15 protein-coding genes are annotated in these 17,619 nt (G+C 45.0%); 7 read left to right on the forward strand and 8 right to left on the reverse strand.

Annotated features, from left to right (window positions below; translation table 11 throughout):
- Positions 1–25 precede the first annotated feature (25 nt).
- Both OCV70_RS01825 and OCV70_RS01830 read left to right on the forward strand, forming a co-directional pair.
- A complete protein-coding gene (locus OCV70_RS01825; protein WP_173765732.1) occupies positions 26–1,327 on the forward strand; it encodes an MATE family efflux transporter in 1,302 nt (433 codons plus the stop codon).
- Between the two features lie 134 nt (positions 1,328–1,461).
- The gene (locus OCV70_RS01830; RefSeq protein WP_021925303.1) at positions 1,462–1,830 is read left to right on the forward strand and encodes a metal-dependent transcriptional regulator; all 369 of its coding nucleotides are present in this window, start codon (positions 1,462–1,464) and stop codon (positions 1,828–1,830) included.
- A gap of 264 nt (positions 1,831–2,094) precedes the next feature.
- Here the strand turns inward: OCV70_RS01830 and glgB are convergent, their stop codons facing one another.
- Complete coding sequence (gene glgB, locus OCV70_RS01835) at positions 2,095–3,876, reverse strand: 1,4-alpha-glucan branching protein GlgB (RefSeq protein WP_173765730.1); 1,782 nt, start codon at positions 3,874–3,876, stop codon at positions 2,095–2,097.
- Between the two features lie 204 nt (positions 3,877–4,080).
- Between glgB and OCV70_RS01840 the strand changes: the two genes are divergently transcribed.
- Both OCV70_RS01840 and recQ read left to right on the forward strand, forming a co-directional pair.
- Positions 4,081–4,629, forward strand: a complete 549-nt coding sequence (locus OCV70_RS01840; RefSeq protein WP_021925300.1) for a TetR/AcrR family transcriptional regulator — start codon at positions 4,081–4,083, stop codon at positions 4,627–4,629.
- 13 nt (positions 4,630–4,642) lie between these two features.
- Entirely contained in the window at positions 4,643–6,589 is a 1,947-nt protein-coding gene (recQ, locus tag OCV70_RS01845; protein WP_021925299.1) for a DNA helicase RecQ, read from the forward strand.
- 75 nt (positions 6,590–6,664) lie between these two features.
- Here recQ and pflA read toward each other — a convergent pair whose 3' ends face one another.
- Positions 6,665–7,393 carry a pyruvate formate-lyase-activating protein gene (gene pflA / locus OCV70_RS01850; RefSeq protein ID WP_117851058.1) on the reverse strand — a complete coding sequence of 243 codons (729 nt, stop codon included), beginning with the start codon at positions 7,391–7,393 and terminating at the stop codon, positions 6,665–6,667.
- Positions 7,394–7,411: 18 nt separating this feature from the next.
- Positions 7,412–9,667 (reverse strand): formate C-acetyltransferase, encoded by a 2,256-nt coding sequence (gene pflB, locus OCV70_RS01855; RefSeq protein ID WP_117851060.1) that lies wholly within the window; start codon positions 9,665–9,667, stop codon positions 7,412–7,414.
- A 422-nt stretch (positions 9,668–10,089) separates the two neighbouring features.
- Here pflB and OCV70_RS01860 point away from each other — a divergent pair, with 422 nt between their 5' ends.
- Both OCV70_RS01860 and OCV70_RS01865 read left to right on the forward strand, forming a co-directional pair.
- A complete protein-coding gene (locus tag OCV70_RS01860; RefSeq protein WP_243000174.1) occupies positions 10,090–10,587 on the forward strand; it encodes a LysR family transcriptional regulator in 498 nt (165 codons plus the stop codon).
- Entirely contained in the window at positions 10,536–10,730 is a 195-nt protein-coding gene (locus OCV70_RS01865; RefSeq protein WP_262579174.1) for a LysR substrate-binding domain-containing protein, read from the forward strand. Before OCV70_RS01860 ends, OCV70_RS01865 begins: the two co-directional genes overlap by 52 nt.
- Before the next feature lie 6 nt (positions 10,731–10,736).
- On the opposite strand, the gene OCV70_RS01870 is transcribed toward OCV70_RS01865, so the two are convergent.
- From OCV70_RS01870 to OCV70_RS01885, 4 genes are all read right to left on the reverse strand, one after another.
- Positions 10,737–12,701: a heavy metal translocating P-type ATPase gene (locus OCV70_RS01870; RefSeq protein ID WP_173765728.1), complete on the reverse strand. Its 1,965-nt coding sequence runs from the start codon at positions 12,699–12,701 to the stop codon at positions 10,737–10,739.
- Between the two features lie 237 nt (positions 12,702–12,938).
- The gene (locus OCV70_RS01875) at positions 12,939–13,214 is read right to left on the reverse strand and encodes a metal-sensing transcriptional repressor (protein ID WP_117851065.1); all 276 of its coding nucleotides are present in this window, start codon (positions 13,212–13,214) and stop codon (positions 12,939–12,941) included.
- Positions 13,211–13,387, reverse strand: a complete 177-nt coding sequence (locus OCV70_RS01880) for a hypothetical protein (protein WP_262579093.1) — start codon at positions 13,385–13,387, stop codon at positions 13,211–13,213. Before OCV70_RS01880 ends, OCV70_RS01875 begins: the two co-directional genes overlap by 4 nt.
- A complete protein-coding gene (locus tag OCV70_RS01885; protein WP_244096191.1) occupies positions 13,359–14,090 on the reverse strand; it encodes an AAA family ATPase in 732 nt (243 codons plus the stop codon). The genes OCV70_RS01880 and OCV70_RS01885 overlap by 29 nt, the downstream gene beginning before the upstream one ends.
- A gap of 136 nt (positions 14,091–14,226) precedes the next feature.
- On the opposite strand from OCV70_RS01885, the gene OCV70_RS01890 reads away from it, so the two are divergent.
- Complete coding sequence (locus OCV70_RS01890; RefSeq protein WP_173765726.1) at positions 14,227–15,618, forward strand: sodium-dependent transporter; 1,392 nt, start codon at positions 14,227–14,229, stop codon at positions 15,616–15,618.
- 184 nt (positions 15,619–15,802) lie between these two features.
- Here OCV70_RS01890 and OCV70_RS01895 read toward each other — a convergent pair whose 3' ends face one another.
- A complete protein-coding gene (locus OCV70_RS01895; RefSeq protein ID WP_173765724.1) occupies positions 15,803–17,557 on the reverse strand; it encodes an IS1182 family transposase in 1,755 nt (584 codons plus the stop codon).
- Positions 17,558–17,619 lie beyond the last annotated feature (62 nt).

Genomic DNA, 17,619 nt, shown 5'->3' on the forward strand with positions numbered 1-17,619 from the left:
ATTTCAGAAAGGATAACCGCTTAAAATGTTAAAACAATTTTTCAAATACATCACACAGAGTGTGGCTGGCATGATCGGGATTTCTGTGTATATTCTTGCAGATACCTTTTTTATTTCCGTTCAGTCAGGTGCAGATGGACTGGCGGTGCTGAACTTGATCCTGCCTGTTTACGGGCTGGTTTATGCAATCGGCGCCATGATCGGCATCGGCTCTGCTACCAGATATTCCATCAGCAAAGCCCAGGGCGGAAATCCGGATTTTTATTTCACACAGTCTATTTTTTGGTGCCTGATCTGCAGCATTCCTTTTATTCTCACAGGAATTTTTCTTCCGGGAAAATTTCTTGAGCTCCTTGGTGCCGATCAGAGACTGATCCATCTTGGAAAAGGATATCTCAGAATTATGCTGATCACTACGCCGCTGTTTATGTCCAATTACACCTTCACAGCCTTTGCCCGGAATGACCATGCTACCTCACGGGCCATGATCGGCGCTATTGCAGGAAGCCTGTTTAATATTGTGTTTGATTATATTTTCATGTTTTCTATGGGACTGGGGCTTTCCGGTGCGGCACTTGCCACTGCGTTTAGCCCTGCGGTAACCATGACCATCTGTTCCACACACTTTCTCAGTAAGAAAAATCAGGTGGAATTTCAGTGGAAGCGCCCTTCTATCCGACACCTTGTTTCCTGCTGCCAGCTTGGAATTTCCGCATTCGTGGGAGAGCTTTCTTCTGCAATTATTACCATTATTTTCAATATGCTGATCCTGGATATTGCAGGAAATGTAGGCATAGCTGCTTACGGCATTATTGCCAATCTTTCCCTGGTGGTCATGTCTATTTTCAACGGACTGGCGCAGGGCGCACAGCCGCTGATCAGCCAGAATTATGGGCAGGGAAAACAGGAAAATGTACGAAAGCTTTTGAAATGGAGTATTCTTTCCTGCCTGGTTCTGGAGCTTGTTACAGTGGCTCTTTCCTGGGGATTTACAGATGGATTAATCGGGATTTTCAACAGTGAAAACAATCTTCTGCTTTTGAATTATGCCCATATCGGACTTCGAATCTACTTTCTTGGCTTTTTGTTTGCAGGCATTAATATTATGCTGGTGGCCTATTTTTCCGCCACTGACAACGCCCGCCCAGCCATCACAGGTTCCCTCATGCGCGGAATCTTCGCCATCGCCGTTAGTGCCGTAATCCTATCGAAACTCCTTGGAATAAACGGCGTATGGGGCTCCTTTTTAAGCTCGGAAGTCATCACATTCGCCGTACTGCTCCTGCTTTCCAGATTTCAGAAAAAGCCCCAAAAAGAGATCAAATAAAAAACATGCATAAAATGCATAAAAGATTGCGGATAAACTGGTCAAAAAATAATTGCCCAATTCAGTAAACTATGGTATCCTATAATTATTATACTTGAACAGCAACACAAGCTAGAAAATTGAGGTGATCTATCGTGAAATCAAATGAATCCGCTGAGAACTATCTGGAGACAATTCTCGTCCTCAGCAAGAAGAAACCCGTTGTCCGCTCTGTTGATATCGCTGATGAGCTTGGTTTTAAGAAGTCCAGTGTCAGCGTTGCCATGAAGAATCTCCGTGAGAAGAACCATATCACCGTCACTCCTGAAGGATATATTTATCTTACTGAATCCGGTCAGAAGATTGCGGATATGATTTATGAGCGTCATGAATTTTTATCCTCCTGGCTGATCAGCCTGGGCGTTGATCCTGAGACTGCTACTTCCGATGCCTGCCGCATCGAGCACGTTATAAGCCCGGAGAGCTTTGCCGCAATCAAGAGCCATCTGGCTCCGGATAAATAAATGCCGTAATCCCATACTCTCACGGCTGCACGCTTTACGGAATATTGCCTGCCAAATAGTTACAGATTAATACATGAAATAAGACCTGCACTCCAGATAAATGAACTATAGTAAGTTTCGATTATAGCATTTTATTTGGATGCAGGTCTTTTGTTTATACCAAATACTGTGACAAATTGCAATGCTCTCCAAGCTCTGGACTACTTTTCGCAAAGCTCTTGAAACAGCGTTTCAAGCATGCCCTTTGCTGTCTGCTTTTCAATATTACTTCACCAGATAATATCTTGCGGAAAACGGTCCCATTTTGAATACCGCTTTTCCGCCCTTGATTTCTTTCTCTTTCTTGGTGTAGCGCTTTTTGCCGCCGTATTTTACCATGTCGCTGGCAAGGAGAAGCTCATATCCGGCGTAATCCTTTTCCAGGGTGTATTCCTGAGTTTCATCTGAGAAATTGAACACTGCAAGAATCTTCTGATCCCCGCTGATTCGCTCAAACAGGTACATGCATTTCTGCTCCTGATGGCAGTCCACCCACTCAAAGCCATCCTGGCGGATATCTCTCTGATAGAATGCATTATTCGTCAGATAGCACTTATTCAGGTCTGCCATGAATTTGTGGAAAGCTTCGTGGATCGGGAATTTCAGCAGGATCCAGTCAAGCTCGTCTTTCTCGCACCATTCTTTGAGCTGTGCCAGTTCATTTCCCATGAAGTTCAGCTTTGCGCCTGGATGTGCATACATGTACATGTAAAAGGCTCTTGCCTGAGGGAATTTGCCGTCGTATCCGCCGTTCATTTTCTGGGCGATGGTGGCTTTTCCGTGGACGACCTCATCATGGGACAGAGGGAGAATATAGCGCTCATTGTAGTAGTACATCATGGAAAAAGTCAGCTTGTGGTACTTCTCTCTTCTTTCATTTGCATCTGCCTGGAAATAGGACAGGGTGTCGTGCATCCAGCCAAGATCCCATTTGTAGTCAAAGCCAAGTCCGCCCTCCCAGACAGCCTTAGTAACACCCTGGTAAGGGGTAGAATCTTCTGCAAAAAGCAGGCATTCCGGGACACGCTCTTTCAGTCCCTGGTTCATGGTGCGGATAAATTTAAGAGCAGCCAGGTTCTCGCCGCGGTTTGCGTCTCCCTGCCAGTAGATCAGGTTTCCTACCGCATCCATGCGAAGTCCGTCGAAGTGGAATTCTCTCAGCCAGTAATATGCGGAGGACTGCAGGAAGCTGCATACCTCACCTCTGGAATGCATAAAGTTGCAGCTGCCCCATTCGTTGCGTCCAACTGCCATGTTGGGGTACTCGTATAATGCGGTTCCATCGTATTCTGCCAGTGCATAATCATTCACAGCAAAATGCACAGGAACGAAATCCAGAATTACGCCGATGCCTGCCTGATGGCACTGGTCTACAAAGGATTTCAGTTCTTCCGGCTTTCCGTAGCGGGCAGTTGGGCTGAAATATCCGGTGTCCTGATAGCCCCAGGATTCATCGCAGGGATACTCGCAAAGAGGCATGATTTCTATATAGTTGTAGCCGTATTCTTTCAGATAGGCGATGAGGATTGGGGCAAGCTCTTCGTAGGTGTACCAGTCTTCCTGTCCTTCTCCCCGTTTTTTCCAGGAGCCGAAATGCATCTCGTAGATGTTGATTGGCTTGTCATGACCTACCTTGCAGCCTTTCTGCCATTTGGCATCTTTGAATTTGTAGCCGCCAAGGGCATAGGTTTTGGATGCGGTGCCGGGGCGCATTTCGCTGTAGAATGCGTAGGGGTCTGCATGGTCTATGAAGGAGCCGTCATGGCGGTAGATTCTGTATTTGTACATCAGGTCGGAGCCCACACCGTCAATGGTGCATTCCCAGAAATTTCCATCGTGGACGCGGTTCATTGGGGTTTCAGTCCAGCCGTTGAATTCTCCGATTACGGAGACGCGCTGTGCTGCAGGGGCAAAGGTGCGGAAGGTGGTGCCGCTTTCCAAGACGTGTGCGCCCAGGTACTGATAGGCTTCAAATTCTTTGCCGGTGTAAAAGTTGTAAAAATCCATAAATACCCTCTCCCATTTCTATTGTGATTGATTTTAAAAGTTATTAGACAGTAGTTGGTTTTCTTTGTATAATAGGGATTATAATTGTATGGGAAAGGAATTGCTACCATCAAAAAACGACTTTGGTTGGAAATCCAACTTTTTCAAAAAAGTGTTGGATAATTATATTGCTAAAGCGGACGCCAGGAGGAGCAGGAAAAGTGTATGGATATTAGGGTTGAAAAGACAAGACAGAGTATTATTAATGCGTTTATTGAATTGAGATCGCATAGGGAGCTAGAGAGGATTACGATTAAGGAGTTGTGTGAGAGGGCGCGGATCAATAAGTCTACGTTTTATTCTCATTATCAGGATATTTATCATCTTTCGGATACGCTGGAGACGGAGGTGGTGGTTTCTATTATGGAGAATTTGAGCCATCCGGAGAAGGTACTGGAGGATACGGCGGATTTTTCGCGAGAGCTGTTTATGGGGTTTCTGGCGAAGGATGCGCTGATTGGGATTTTGTTTTCGGGGAGCAGGAGTAAGTGTCTGGTGCAGAAGATTGAGATTGCTTTGAAGGAATTGGTGTTTGGGGCTTATCCACAGTATCGGGAGAACCGGGATATTAATATTATGCTGACGTATATCTTGTATGGATGCTATTATGCGTTTTATGAAAACCGAAAATATGGGGATGTTCCGGTGCTTTCCAGGATTACAGAGCTGACGGGGGAAACGGCTGCGGCGGCACTGAAAATGGTTAATAAATAGAGAAAGGACAATTATGACATTGAATACAACAGGTTCCAATCTGCAGATGGGAAGTTCAACGATCACTCCTTTGCAGATTTTAAAAACTTATTTCGGATATGACTCCTTCCGTGAGGGGCAGGAGGAAATTATAGATACGATTCTGGACGGCAGGGATGCGCTGGCGATTATGCCTACAGGGGCTGGGAAATCCCTTTGTTATCAGGTTCCGGCGCTGCTTTTGCCGGGGATTACGCTGGTGGTTTCGCCGCTGATTTCGCTTATGCAGGACCAGGTGAAATCCTTAAATGAAGCGGGAATCCATGCGGCATATATCAATTCTTCCCTTACAGAAGGACAGATCAGCAAGGCACTTTCTTTCGCCGCAAGAGGCGTGTACAAGATTATTTATGTGGCACCTGAGCGGCTGGAAACGGCTTCTTTTCTGGCGTTTGCCCTGCATACTCCCATTTCCATGGTGACAGTAGACGAGGCACACTGTATCTCCCAGTGGGGACAGGATTTCCGTCCCAGCTACCTGAAAATCGTAGATTTCGTGAGGCAGCTGCCTGGACATCCGATCCTCAGTGCTTTCACCGCAACCGCCACAGAAGTGGTCAAAAACGACATTGCAAGAATTCTGGAACTGAAGAATCCAAACATTGTCATCACTGGCTTTGACCGAAAAAATCTCTACTATCGAGTGGAGCATCTTACAGGAAAACAGAAAGATACCTTCATTGCAAACTACATAGCCAGTCACGCAAACGAAAGCGGTATCATCTACTGCGCCACCCGCAAAAACGTGGATACTTTGTATGAACAGCTGCTAAAACAGGGTGTTTCTGTCACCCGTTATCATGCGGGAATGAACACAGAGATCCGCAAGGAAAGCCAGGATGATTTCATCTATGACCGCGCCCAAGTTGTGATTGCCACCAACGCGTTTGGAATGGGAATCGACAAGTCCAACGTGCGTTTCGTCATCCATTACAACATGCCACAGAGTATGGAAAACTACTACCAGGAAGCCGGCCGTGCAGGTCGTGACGGAGAACCTGCAGAATGTATTCTTCTCTTCTCCCCGCAGGACGTTATGATCAGTAAAATGCTCCTTGGCAGCAAGGATTTCGAGGGCATGGATTTCACTGAAACAGAGCAGGTCCGTCACCAGGACGCAAGACGCCTTCAGCTTATGGAAGGCTACTGTATGACCACCTCCTGCCTTCGCAATTACATTTTGGAATACTTTGGAGAAACCACAGACCAGCCCTGTGACAACTGCGGAAACTGTCATCAGGAATTTGACGAGATAGATATGACCCAGGATGCCAAATGGGTAATTGGATGCATCACGGAAATGCATGGAAGATACGGGCAGGCACTCGTGATCGGCACCCTCCTTGGCTCCAAAAAAGCACGTCTGAGGGACATCGGTGCTACTTCCTACAACTGCTATGGTCAGCTCCAAAACCGTACGGAAAACGAGCTAAGGCTTCTTATCAGCCAGATGATCCGTCAGGGTTACGTTATCCAGACAGACGGAGAATACAGCGTCCTCAAAGTCGGAAATATATCGGAGCTGCAGAAAAACACCCGGATCCTTGTAAAAAAATTCAAAGAAAAAGAGAAAATTTCGATTTCTAAAAAGCGCAAAGCTTCATACAAAAAAAGCTATTTCGAAAACGAAAATACTTCCGGCAGTTCCAACACAGCCTCTGATTCTTCCAGCTTAAATGCCGCAAAAAAATCCGACCTTTTTGAAGCCTTACGTCAGCTCCGCCTCCAAATTGCCAGGGAAGAATCTGTTCCGCCATACATTGTCTTCACCGACAAAACCCTTATCAACATGTGCGAAAAGCTCCCACAAACCGAAGCCGAAATGCTGAATGTCTCCGGCGTTGGCCAAAACAAACTTCAGAAATACGGTCAGCGTTTTTTGCAGGAAATTGCAGTCTTCCTTACTGCGAATACGCGGTAGCGTAACTTAAAAGAGGCTGTTATGAGGTATTCCCTCACAACAGCCCCCCTTTAAGGAGTTTTATTTCACGTTCTCTTATATGGCGTTAAGAATCCGTCTTGCATTATCAATTCTTTCCTGTGTTGGAGGTTTCACGCCCTCCAGCGGATACGGGATTCCCAGCTTTTCCCACTTAAAAGTACCAAGCGTATGGTACGGAAGAACTTCCACGCGCCGGGCGTTTCCCAGTGTCTGAATAAAATCCGCAAGCTGGTGCAGATATTCATCCTTGTCACTACCTCCCGGAACCAGTACATGGCGAATCCACACAGGTTTATTCATGTCCGAAAGCTCACGGGCCATAGCCAGAATATTCTGGTTGGTCTGCCCGGTAAGCTTCACATGCTCCTGCTCATTGATCTGCTTGATATCCAGAAGCACAAGATCTGTGTATTTCATCAGTTCCAGCCATTTAGAATGCCAGGGTTCCTTTGTAGTATAGGGGTTTCCGCTGGTATCCAGAGTTGTATGGACTCCTGCTTCCTTTGCCTTGCAAAAAAGCTCTGTAAGAAAATCCATCTGTAAAAGGGGTTCTCCGCCGCTCACCGTGATACCGCCTTTTTCTCCCCAGTAGGATTTAAAGCGAAGAGCTGTTTGCAGAAGCTGATCCGTGGTGTATTCTTTCCCTTCTGTCATATTCCAAGTATCCGGGTTATGGCAGAACTGGCAGCGCATAGCGCAGCCGGAAAGAAAAATTACATATCTCACTCCGGGTCCGTCTACAGACCCGAAGCTTTCCAGAGAATGAACATAGCCTTTTAACATGTTGTTTTCCTTTATTAATTACATTCTGTCATGGCAGGTTCTGGAAATAACATCCAGCTGCTGCTCTCTTGTCAGATCGATAAATTTAACAGCATAACCGGAAACACGGATAGTGAAGTTTGCATACTCCTCTTTTTCCGGATGCTCCATAGCATCAATCAGTTTCTCTTTTCCAAATACATTTACATTCAGATGATGTGCACCCTGGTTGAAGTATCCATCAAGTACGTGAACAAGGTTATCTGTACGCTCCTCATCACTGTGTCCAAGTGCATCCGGATTGATTGTCTGAGTATTGGAAATTCCATCCAGCGCATCCTCATAGTCAAGTTTTGCAACAGAGTTCAGGGAAGCAAGAAGTCCGTTCTGCTCTGCGCCGTAGGATGGGTTAGCACCTGGTGCAAGCGGCTCTCCGGCTTTTCTTCCATCCGGAAGAGCACCTGTAGCCTTACCATAAACTACGTTGGAAGTAATGGTAAGAATAGATGTGGTTGGCTTGGAATCACGATAAGTATGAATATGTTTCAGCTTCTCCATGAATGTAGAAAGCAGTTCTTTCGCAATGCTGTCAGCTCTGTCGTCATCATTACCATAACGTGGGAAGTCACCCTCAACCTGGAAGTCTGTAGTAATTCCGTCTTCATCACGAATTGCTCTTACTTTTGCATATTTAATAGCAGACAGGGAGTCTACTACATGAGAGAATCCGGCGATACCGGTTGCGAAAGAACGGTCAACCTTTGTATCAATCAGAGCCATCTCAGCTGCTTCATAGTAATATTTGTCATGCATGTAGTGGATCATGTTCAGAGTTCCTACATACAGATGAGCCAGCCAATCCATCATCTGGTCATATTTCTGCATAACCTCATCATAATCAAGGTACTCGGAAGTAATCGGCTTGTACTCCGGTCCTACCTGCATTTTCAGCTTCTCATCCACACCGCCGTTGATTGCGTAAAGAAGGCATTTTGCAAGGTTTGCACGAGCTCCGAAGAACTGCATTTCCTTACCAGTCTCTGTAGCAGATACACAGCAGCAGATTGAATAGTCATCGCCCCAAACCGGACGCATAACATCATCGTTCTCATACTGTACGGAACTTGTTTTAACAGAAATATTAGCAGCATATTTCTTGAAGTTCTCCGGCAGCCTGGAAGAATAAAGAACCGTCAGGTTTGGCTCCGGAGCCGGTCCCATGTCCTCAAGAGTATGCAAGAAACGATAGTCATTCTTGGTAATCATATGGCGTCCGTCAACACCGATACCACCAACCTCAAGAGTAGCCCATACCGGGTCTCCGGAGAACAGCTGGTTGTAGGACTCGATTCTTGCGAATTTAACCATACGGAATTTCATTACCATGTGGTCAACAAGCTCCTGAGCTTCCTTCTCAGTGATAACACCGTTCTTAAGGTCTCTTTCAATATAGATATCAAGGAATGTGGAGATACGTCCAACACTCATCGCAGCACCATTCTGTGTCTTGATTGCTGCAAGATATCCAAAGTACAGCCACTGGAATGCTTCATGTGCATTTTTTGCTGGCTGTGAAATATCATAGCCATAAATTTCAGCCATTGCTTTCATTCCCTTAAGGGCACGGATCTGATCTGCAATTTCCTCACGAAGCTGGAAATCATAGCGTCTCATACCCTGGCGGTCGCATGCTGCAAAGTCTTTCTCCTTGCCTTCGATCAGAGCATCAATACCATACAGAGCCACACGTCTGTAATCACCTACAATACGTCCACGTCCATAGGTATCCGGAAGTCCGGTAAGGATATGGCTGTGACGTGCTTTTTTCATCTCTGGTGTATAGATATCAAAAACACCCTGGTTATGTGTTTTGAATTCATATTTTGTAAACATATCATGAATCTGCGGATCTACTTTATAGCCATACATCTCGCATGCTTTCTCTGCCATCTTAATTCCACCGTATGGCATAAATGCACGCTTCAGAGGCTTATCTGTCTGAAGTCCTACTACTTTCTCAAGATCCTTCAGATCTTCGTCAATGTATCCAGGTCCATATGCAGTCAGGCCTGTAACAACCTTAGTTTCCATGTCGAGCACACCATTATTGGCACGCTCTGCTTTCTGCAGCTCCTGCAGCTTTCCCCACAGCTTGTCTGTAGCCTCGGTCGGGCCTTCCAGGAAGGAATCATCTCCGTCATAAGGGGTATAATTGTGACGGATAAAATCACGAACGTTGATCTGTTCTTTCCAACGGCTTCCGCTGAAGCCTTCCCACTGTGCAAAATCTTTCATTCTTGTACCTCTTTCTTTCTATTTTGTAGTTCTCCGCGTATATTGAAGAATTGTTATTGGTTTAACGATTGTAGTATACGGTATTGTTTTTTCCCCGTCAATCGGTTTGGAACATGCTTTTAATAAAATACAATTTGAATGTAAAAATATGGAATTTGCAGGACATGAGTCCTATATTTCAGACTTTCCAAATGCCCCGCATGCGCTCTCTTTCCATATGATTCCAATGGATTCTGATAAATATTCTCAGCAATACCTTTGATAATTTTTATCAACATAATCCAAGGGGCAAAAGTCCTTTGCCCCTTACATCAATGCCTTTTATTTGGGACAAAAGTCCCTTTTATATAGTTCCTTTAAAATTGAAAGAATAATTGATGGAATTGAATATGAATTTGCTACATTTACGATATTTTGCAAAATTGGCACAAACGCTGCACTATACACGGGCGGCAGAACATCTTTGCATTGCACAGCCAAGCCTCAGTCACGCCATTTCACAGATGGAAGCTGAGCTTGGAGTTCCCCTTTTTGAGAAGGTGGGAAAAAGCATTGTGCTTACCCATTATGGGGAACAATTTCTGGCCTGTGCACAGCAGACTCTTATGACACTGGACAATGGAGTGGACGCCCTTCAGCGTGTGGGACGAGGAGAAGGACTGATTCGTCTGGGGCTTCTCTGTACCCTGGGAGAAGACTTTGTTCCCGGGCTTGCAGAACGATTTCTGAAGCAGTATCCTGAGAAAATATCCGTTTTACATTCAATACAGGCATCACCGGACAGCTGCTTGACGGGCTTTGCGCAAGGCGTTTTGACCTTGTTTTCGCCTCTCTGGCGCAGTTTCACACCATTGACCTTGCCCAGACCATTCCTTATCCACAGGTTTATTTTGCCAAAGGCTCCGGTCTTCGTTCTGTAGTTGACGGCCTGTTGCGCCAGATCGGCCAGGAGCTCCAGATTGCCTACGAGACGGAGGAGGACAGCGTAATTGCCGGACTTGTGGCCCATGGATTTGGGATTGCAGTGGTTCCCTACATGGAAATGCTTCTCCGATTACTTTGATTGTCATTATTTTTTCCTCCATTTTAATAAGAATGCTGAATTTGTGATTACCAATACGGAACCTGCGTTGTGGACGAGGGCACCTACGATGGGGTTCAGGATTCCGGTGATGGCAAGGACGATTGCAATAAAGTTCAAGGTCATAGAAAAGGTCATGTTCAGTTTGATGGTAGTCATCATGCGCTTGGAAAGAGCAATGAGATGGGGAAGCTCTTTTACTTCATCGTCTACAAGGGCAATGTCGGCTGCGTCTACTGCGATGTCGCTTCCCACGCCGCCCATGGCAATTCCCACTTCTGCACGCTTCAGAGCCGGGGCGTCGTTGATTCCGTCGCCGATCATACAGACCATTTTGTTTTCCTGCTGATAACCATCAATGTATTTCAACTTGTCTTCCGGGAGACAGTTGGCACGGACTTCCTTAATATGAAGCTGGGATGCGATGGTCTTCGCCGCATTTTCATGGTCTCCGGTTAAAAGGACCGACTGAACGCCAAGGCTGTTCAGGGAGTCAATCATGCCGGTGCTTTCCTCACGAAGAGTATCGGAAAGAGCGATGAAACCAGCATACTGACCGTCAATTGCCACATAAGTAACGGTACAGCCGCGCTCTATGTACTGCTTCGGATTAGCCTTACTCTGAATTTTTTGAGTACTATAAAAACTTGCATCTGTTAATTCTTTGCTTTCTCCTGTTTTATCCTCAGTGTCTGCACACTTTTCGGCAATGGTCTTTATTTCCACGCCATGTTCCTTCAAAAGCTTCGGATTTCCCGCCAGAACCTGTTTTCCTTCTGACACTGCACAGACTCCCTGTCCCGGAATCATCTGGAAATCCTCTGCACCGGAAAGTATGATGCCTTCCTTCTTACAGCAGCTTACAATTGCTTTTCCAAGGGGATGCTCGGAAAGCTGCTCGGCACAGGCTGCAAGTCTGTAAATATCATCATTGTTATAATTTTCGCTGTTGCTGACAGCTGCAACCACCTTCGGTGTACCATATGTTAAAGTTCCGGTTTTATCAAACGCAATCACGTTTACCCTTGCAAGCCGTTCCAGGGCATCTCCCTCACGTACCAGGAAGCCATGCTTGGTGGCATTTCCGATAGCCGCCATAATAGCGGTTGGGGTAGCCAGCACAAGGGCGCAGGGACAAAATACAACCAGAATAGTAACCGCACGGATAATCTCTCCAGAAATCAGCCAGGTAAGAGCTGCCGCAGTTAACGCGATCACCACGATCCAGGTAGCCCAGCGGTCTGCGATCCCTACAATCTTAGCTTTCCCAGCGTCTGCGGATTGGACCAGACGGATCATTCGCTGGATGGAGCTGTCCTCCCCAACCTTGGAAGCCTTCATCTCAAAGGCTCCAAACTGGTTGACCGTTCCGCTGGATACCTCGTCTCCCACTGTCTTATCAACTGGAAGGGACTCCCCTGTCATAACCGCCTGGTTGACGGAAGTCTGTCCTGAAATAATGATTCCGTCTACCGGAACCCCTTCCCCAGGAAGTACCCGAAGGATATCACCAACCTGTACCTTTTCCGCAGGGATAACAGATTCTTTTCCATCTTTTATTACCCTGGCGGTCTGTGGTGTTAAATGAACCAACTTTTCGATTCCGGCTCTGGCTCTGGCTACAGTAAGCTCTTCCAGAAGTCCGCCAAGCTGCATAATAAATGCCACTTCTCCGGCCGCAAAATCCTCTCCAATGCACACAGAAGCGATCAGCGCCAGAGATACCAGAACGTCTGCTTTGATGTCAAATTCCGTCACCAGTCCAATGATGGCTTCCAGAATAATAGGAAGTCCGCACAGCACAATGGCAATCCAGGACATGTCAAAGGGGAACGGGGAAATTCCCAGCAGACTTAACACAATGGCGCTTCCAGAGATCACCAGCAGGGTGATGTCTTTCTTCGTGCCGCCGATTTCAAGTAACTCTTCTAACTTTCCCATTAGATTTTTCATGTTATGCCTCTTTTCTATACCTTATGAGGTATAGGTTCATTATACCTATAGGGGTATAGGTTATCAAGAAGGGTAAATGATAAGAATTCTCAAAACAGACGCAAAACAGGCCGCATATCACCCGCAAACCATTTCCGACTCTGACAATAAGTCGGAAATGGTTTGCGTAATGATATGCGGCCTGCTCTGTTGTGCATTGACACATATAAATCTATCACTCAAGAACCGTAACGGAGATCATCCCATATTGGAAAATCGTTCCACTGCTTTGGTAAAGCTCTCGATGGTTTTATCTGCGTCGCCATGCTCAATTCCATCACGAACGCAGTGTTTGATGTGGCCTTCCAGCACTACCTTGCCGCAGCCGTGAAGCGCGGATTTTGCAGCGTTGATCTGGGACAGAACATCCTCACAGGGAACATCCTCGTCGATCATCCGGTCAATGGCCTGCACCTGACCAATTATTTTTTTTAACCTGCGGTGCAGGTTCTCAGAATCCATACATTGTTTCATTTGTTTGATACATCCTTTCTAATCAGCACCTTTTTCCCGGTATCAAAAGAACTGAAGGTCTGCAGGGAAATCTGGTTCATGTATTCATTCATATAATCTACATCATCCACCAGCAGTGCCTTGATAAAATCATTATAGCACACATTAGATTTCTGAAACCAGCCGCGGATCATTTTCCGGAACATATTCTTCACTTTGTGGTTGGTAATAGACAACTGATACAATTTCCTCATCCACTGGAGTTTCAATATTTTTCCCAAAAAGAAGATCTTCCATATCAACCTTTATATTTGGCGAACCTTCCTGTATCAGCTTTCCAACCAGACTGTTGGAACTGGTATTTGCCCAGAAGTTTTCAAAACGGCCGGTATCCAGAAACTTGGTAATGGACCATGGATTGTAGATGTCCGTGCGGCTGCCGAAACGAAAACCATCATACCAGTACCGAACCTGCTCCAGCTGATCCATGCAGCCAAATTCCATGAGAACCCTTTCTACCTCTTCCCTGTTAAAGCCAAAGGCAGTCTCATATTTCCTGGAATCTGTAGTCACAATTTCCAGATTGTTCAGATCTGAAAAAATAGATTCCTTGGAAATTCTGGTAATCCCCAATCTTGCATCCTGATAGGTTGCACCTTTCACTGAAGCAAAGCTGATAAAAATAACAGGATAGCTTCCCTGCAGTTCCCTGTATTTCTCACTTTTCCATATCTGCAGTCCTTCAAAGTATCTGCTGTATCCGGCATACTGATTGGAAAAGAAATATTCCAGCATACTCATATTCAAAGTTTTTCCAAAACGGCGTGGTCTATAAAAATATCCGTTTTCTCTGATAGAACCAAAATCCTGATTTCCAATGGAAATAACTGGTTTCATACTGTGGAAAGCTTCCTTTCATGTCTTCTACTTTAACATTTCTGCTTCCTGTTTACAAGTCATCTGAAAATTTGTTTTACTAATTATTTATCATATGTTATCTTATTCTTACAACACTAAGGGGGAAAGAATGATAATGGAAAAGAAATCGAATCATTTTTCAGGACAACTTGGTTTTGTCCTTGCTGCGGCTGGAAGTGCTGTAGGAGTGGGAAACTTGTGGAGATTTCCATACCTCGCAGCCAAAGACGGAGGCGGCTTATTTTTAATTATTTACCTGATCCTGGTACTTACCTTTGGATTTACCCTGCTCACTTCTGATATTGCCATCGGCCGACGCACACAGAAAAGTGCCATCGGTGCCTATACCCAGATGCGGCCTAAGTGGAAATTCCTGGGAATCCTCACCTTCCTGGTACCAGTCCTGATCATGACCTATTACGCTGTCATCGGCGGATGGATTACCAAATATGCAGTGGTCTATGTAACCGGACAGGCACAGGCAGCTGCCGCAGATGACTACTTCACATCCTTTATTTCTTCTTCCACTTCACCGGTGATCTTCGCCCTGCTTTTCATGGGTGTCACTGCTTTCATCGTGTACAATGGGGTGGAAAAGGGAATTGAAAAAGTATCCAAATGGATGATGCCTATCCTGCTGGTTCTGGTAGTGGTGATTGCAGTTTACTCTCTCACCCTTTCCTATACAGATGCCTCCGGACAGGTGCATACCGGATGGCAGGGATTTCTCTACTACCTGAAACCGGATTTTAAGGGACTGACTGTGCAGCGTTTCCTGCAGATCCTGCTGGATGCCATGAGCCAGCTGTTTTTCTCACTCAGCGTATCCATGGGAATTATGATCACTTACGGTTCCTATGTCAAACCTGAGGTAAACTTAAACAAGGCCATCAATCAGATTGAGATTTTTGATACAGGCGTTGCCTTTCTTGCAGGTGCCATGATCATTCCGGCTGTGTATGTATTTTCCGGCACTGAGGGAATGGGCGCAGGACCAAGTCTGATGTTTATTTCCCTGCCAAAAGTATTCTCCGCAATGGGAAAAGCCGGCACCTTCGTAGGGATCCTGTTTTTCGTAACTGCTATTTTTGCAACCTTGTCTTCCTGTATTTCCGTACTGGAATCCATCACTGCAAACTGCATGGAAATCTTCCATACAGGCCGTAAAAAAACAGTTCTGGTTTTGTCTGCCATCTATCTGGCAGTTTCTGCAGTGATCGCTTTGGGCTACAGTATTTTCTACGTGGAAGTAAAGCTTCCAAACGGTTCTGTGGGACAGCTTCTGGATATTATGGATTACATCAGCAACAGCGTTATGATGCCATTTATTGCACTGCTCTCCACCATTCTCATTGGATGGATCGTAACACCGTATTATGTAATTGATGAAATGGAAAGAAGCGGAGACAAATTCCGCAGAAAAAAGCTTTACCGGGTGATGATCCGATTCGTTGCACCGGTTATGATGTTTATTCTGTTTTTGCAGTCTACTGGAATTTTATCTTAAGTTAAAAAAGGGGGCTGTCGGTTAATACCACATTTCGGTATCCCCAGTAGTAATTGAAAGGATCCCAGCAAGAACGAGGCTTGTTAGCCTTCTACCTTGCGAGGGATCCTTTTTTCTATGAAAGATGAAATTTATTTTTGGCCGCAAAAATCCCTTGTCTGGATTTTTACAGCCGCACTTTTGATCAAGCTGTTTTTTCCGTTATTTTTCCCTCAAACTTCTTTAGTTTTTCATTGAGAAAACGATAGTATTTATTTATATTCCTTCCGATTGCATACAGCATGAATTCTTTGTACACTTTATCTGCAGAACGGTAATTAAAACGGCGGAAGTTTTCGTTTTCTTTGATATCACCGAAATGTCCTTCTGTCTGGATCGAACGTGTCTGCCGTTTCAGAATCCCGCGCTCACTTTGGATGTTTGCATGGGATTTTTCACGCAGTTCTTCCCACTGTTCATTGATCTTCATTACCTTATTTTTCTCAACATCCTTTTCGGCATTATATTTATACAGACAGCGGGCTTTATGTTCGCATCCGCTGCAGTCGGCGCAGCCGTAAACCTCAAAGGTCTGGGTATAGCCATCCTGCTCTTTGGTTTCCGTTCTTATGTGACGCAGTTCACGTCCGTCATGGCAGATATAGAACTGCTCATCTTCAAATACCTCAACCTTCATGTTGTAATATTTGCTGATATCTTCCGCATATGCACGTGTTTTACGTTTCTCATGATCCTGCAGTTTTATATAACTTTCTATCCCTTTTTCTTTTAAATAAAGCAGATTTTTCTCACTACAGTATCCGCTGTCAGCAGTCACCTCTTCCAGGACGCTGCCAAAAGCCTCCTGGTGTTTTTCCAGGACTGGGATCAAGGTATTGTAATCCGTCCGGTCATTACTTACATATCCGTGAACGATGAAATAATTTTCCACGGCGATCTGTACGTTGTACGCCGGCTTTAACTGTCCGTTCAGCATATGGTCCTCTTTCATCCGCATAAAAGTAGCTTCCAGGTCTGTCTTGGAATAGCTGTTCCGGTCTTTTCCCATGATCTCAAAGCATTCTTTATATCCCATCAGACGCTGGCCGAGATGCTCCAGTTCCTCATACAGCTGCTGGATCTCAGGTTTTCTTTTTCCTTTTCCATAAACGAACTCTATCCCTTCTCCAGTGGCAATCGTACTAAGGTTCTTCTGCAGTTTCAGGATTTCAAGCGGAGAGCAGTTATCAATCTCAATAACTGTATTATTTGCAAGTTTCTTATGTTTTGACAGCTTCCGTTTCCGGTTCTTTTCTATAACACTGCGGACTTTATCCATTCCCTCGATCACAAACATCTGTGCATTCCCGATATCATACTTTGGCCCATAACCATTCTCCTGCAAAAATGTATTATACCTGACAAAGTTCAGCTCAATAGAATCTAGCAGACCAGCCAGATGGTAATTGATCGTACCGCGCCAGACAAATGTATAACGGTTTGCATTGGCTTCGATCTTAGTCCCATCAATAAAAAGTTCTTTTAGTGTAACAAGGCCTTCTTTTTGAAGCCGGAGCAAAAACTGGTAATTAAGATCATCCAATATTTCAGAAGTTAGCTTTTTCCCTTTAAATCCATAAAAAGCGTCCCGTTTTGGTTTCTGCCCATGGGTCAGCCAGATAAAAGCGAGATCTCTTTCACATAATTCTACAATACGGTCAACAGAACGTACCCCTCGCATGTTTGCGTAAGTAACCACAGCATACATCATAATTGGGTTATACCCGGTTCTTCCCTTATCTGAACAATTGGCCAGCAGACCAGAAAAATCTAAATCCTCCATCACTTTTTTCAGGGTATAGACTGGATCGTCGTCAGGTAAACTCAATTCGAAGAAACTAAAGTTAATTTTCTGTTGCCCAAACTCAAAAAAGTCGTTATAATAATTAGTTGTTAGCATAGTTACATTATAACATGTAACGGAGAGAAAGATGGTTGTCGTTAGCCATCTTTTTTTTCTTT

Source organism: Blautia acetigignens, assembly GCF_025566865.1.
Taxonomy (GTDB): domain Bacteria; phylum Bacillota; class Clostridia; order Lachnospirales; family Lachnospiraceae; genus Blautia_A; species Blautia_A acetigignens.

Excerpts from the sequence above, each read along its gene's own strand:
- OCV70_RS01825 (WP_173765732.1), top strand. The coding sequence starts at position 26 with ATGTTAAAACAATTTTTCAAATACATCACACAGAGTGTGGCTGGCATG.
- glgB (WP_173765730.1), bottom strand. The coding sequence starts at position 3,876 with ATGGATTTTTACAACTTTTACACCGGCAAAGAATTTGAAGCCTATCAG.
- OCV70_RS01840 (WP_021925300.1), top strand. The coding sequence starts at position 4,081 with ATGGATATTAGGGTTGAAAAGACAAGACAGAGTATTATTAATGCGTTT.
- recQ (WP_021925299.1), top strand. The coding sequence starts at position 4,643 with ATGACATTGAATACAACAGGTTCCAATCTGCAGATGGGAAGTTCAACG.
- pflA (WP_117851058.1), bottom strand. The coding sequence starts at position 7,393 with ATGTTAAAAGGCTATGTTCATTCTCTGGAAAGCTTCGGGTCTGTAGAC.
- pflB (WP_117851060.1), bottom strand. The coding sequence starts at position 9,667 with ATGAAAGATTTTGCACAGTGGGAAGGCTTCAGCGGAAGCCGTTGGAAA.
- OCV70_RS01870 (WP_173765728.1), bottom strand. The coding sequence starts at position 12,701 with ATGAAAAATCTAATGGGAAAGTTAGAAGAGTTACTTGAAATCGGCGGC.
- OCV70_RS01875 (WP_117851065.1), bottom strand. The coding sequence starts at position 13,214 with ATGAAACAATGTATGGATTCTGAGAACCTGCACCGCAGGTTAAAAAAA.
- OCV70_RS01880 (WP_262579093.1), bottom strand. The coding sequence starts at position 13,387 with ATGATCCGCGGCTGGTTTCAGAAATCTAATGTGTGCTATAATGATTTT.
- OCV70_RS01885 (WP_244096191.1), bottom strand. The coding sequence starts at position 14,090 with ATGAAACCAGTTATTTCCATTGGAAATCAGGATTTTGGTTCTATCAGA.
- OCV70_RS01890 (WP_173765726.1), top strand. The coding sequence starts at position 14,227 with ATGGAAAAGAAATCGAATCATTTTTCAGGACAACTTGGTTTTGTCCTT.
- OCV70_RS01895 (WP_173765724.1), bottom strand. The coding sequence starts at position 17,557 with ATGCTAACAACTAATTATTATAACGACTTTTTTGAGTTTGGGCAACAG.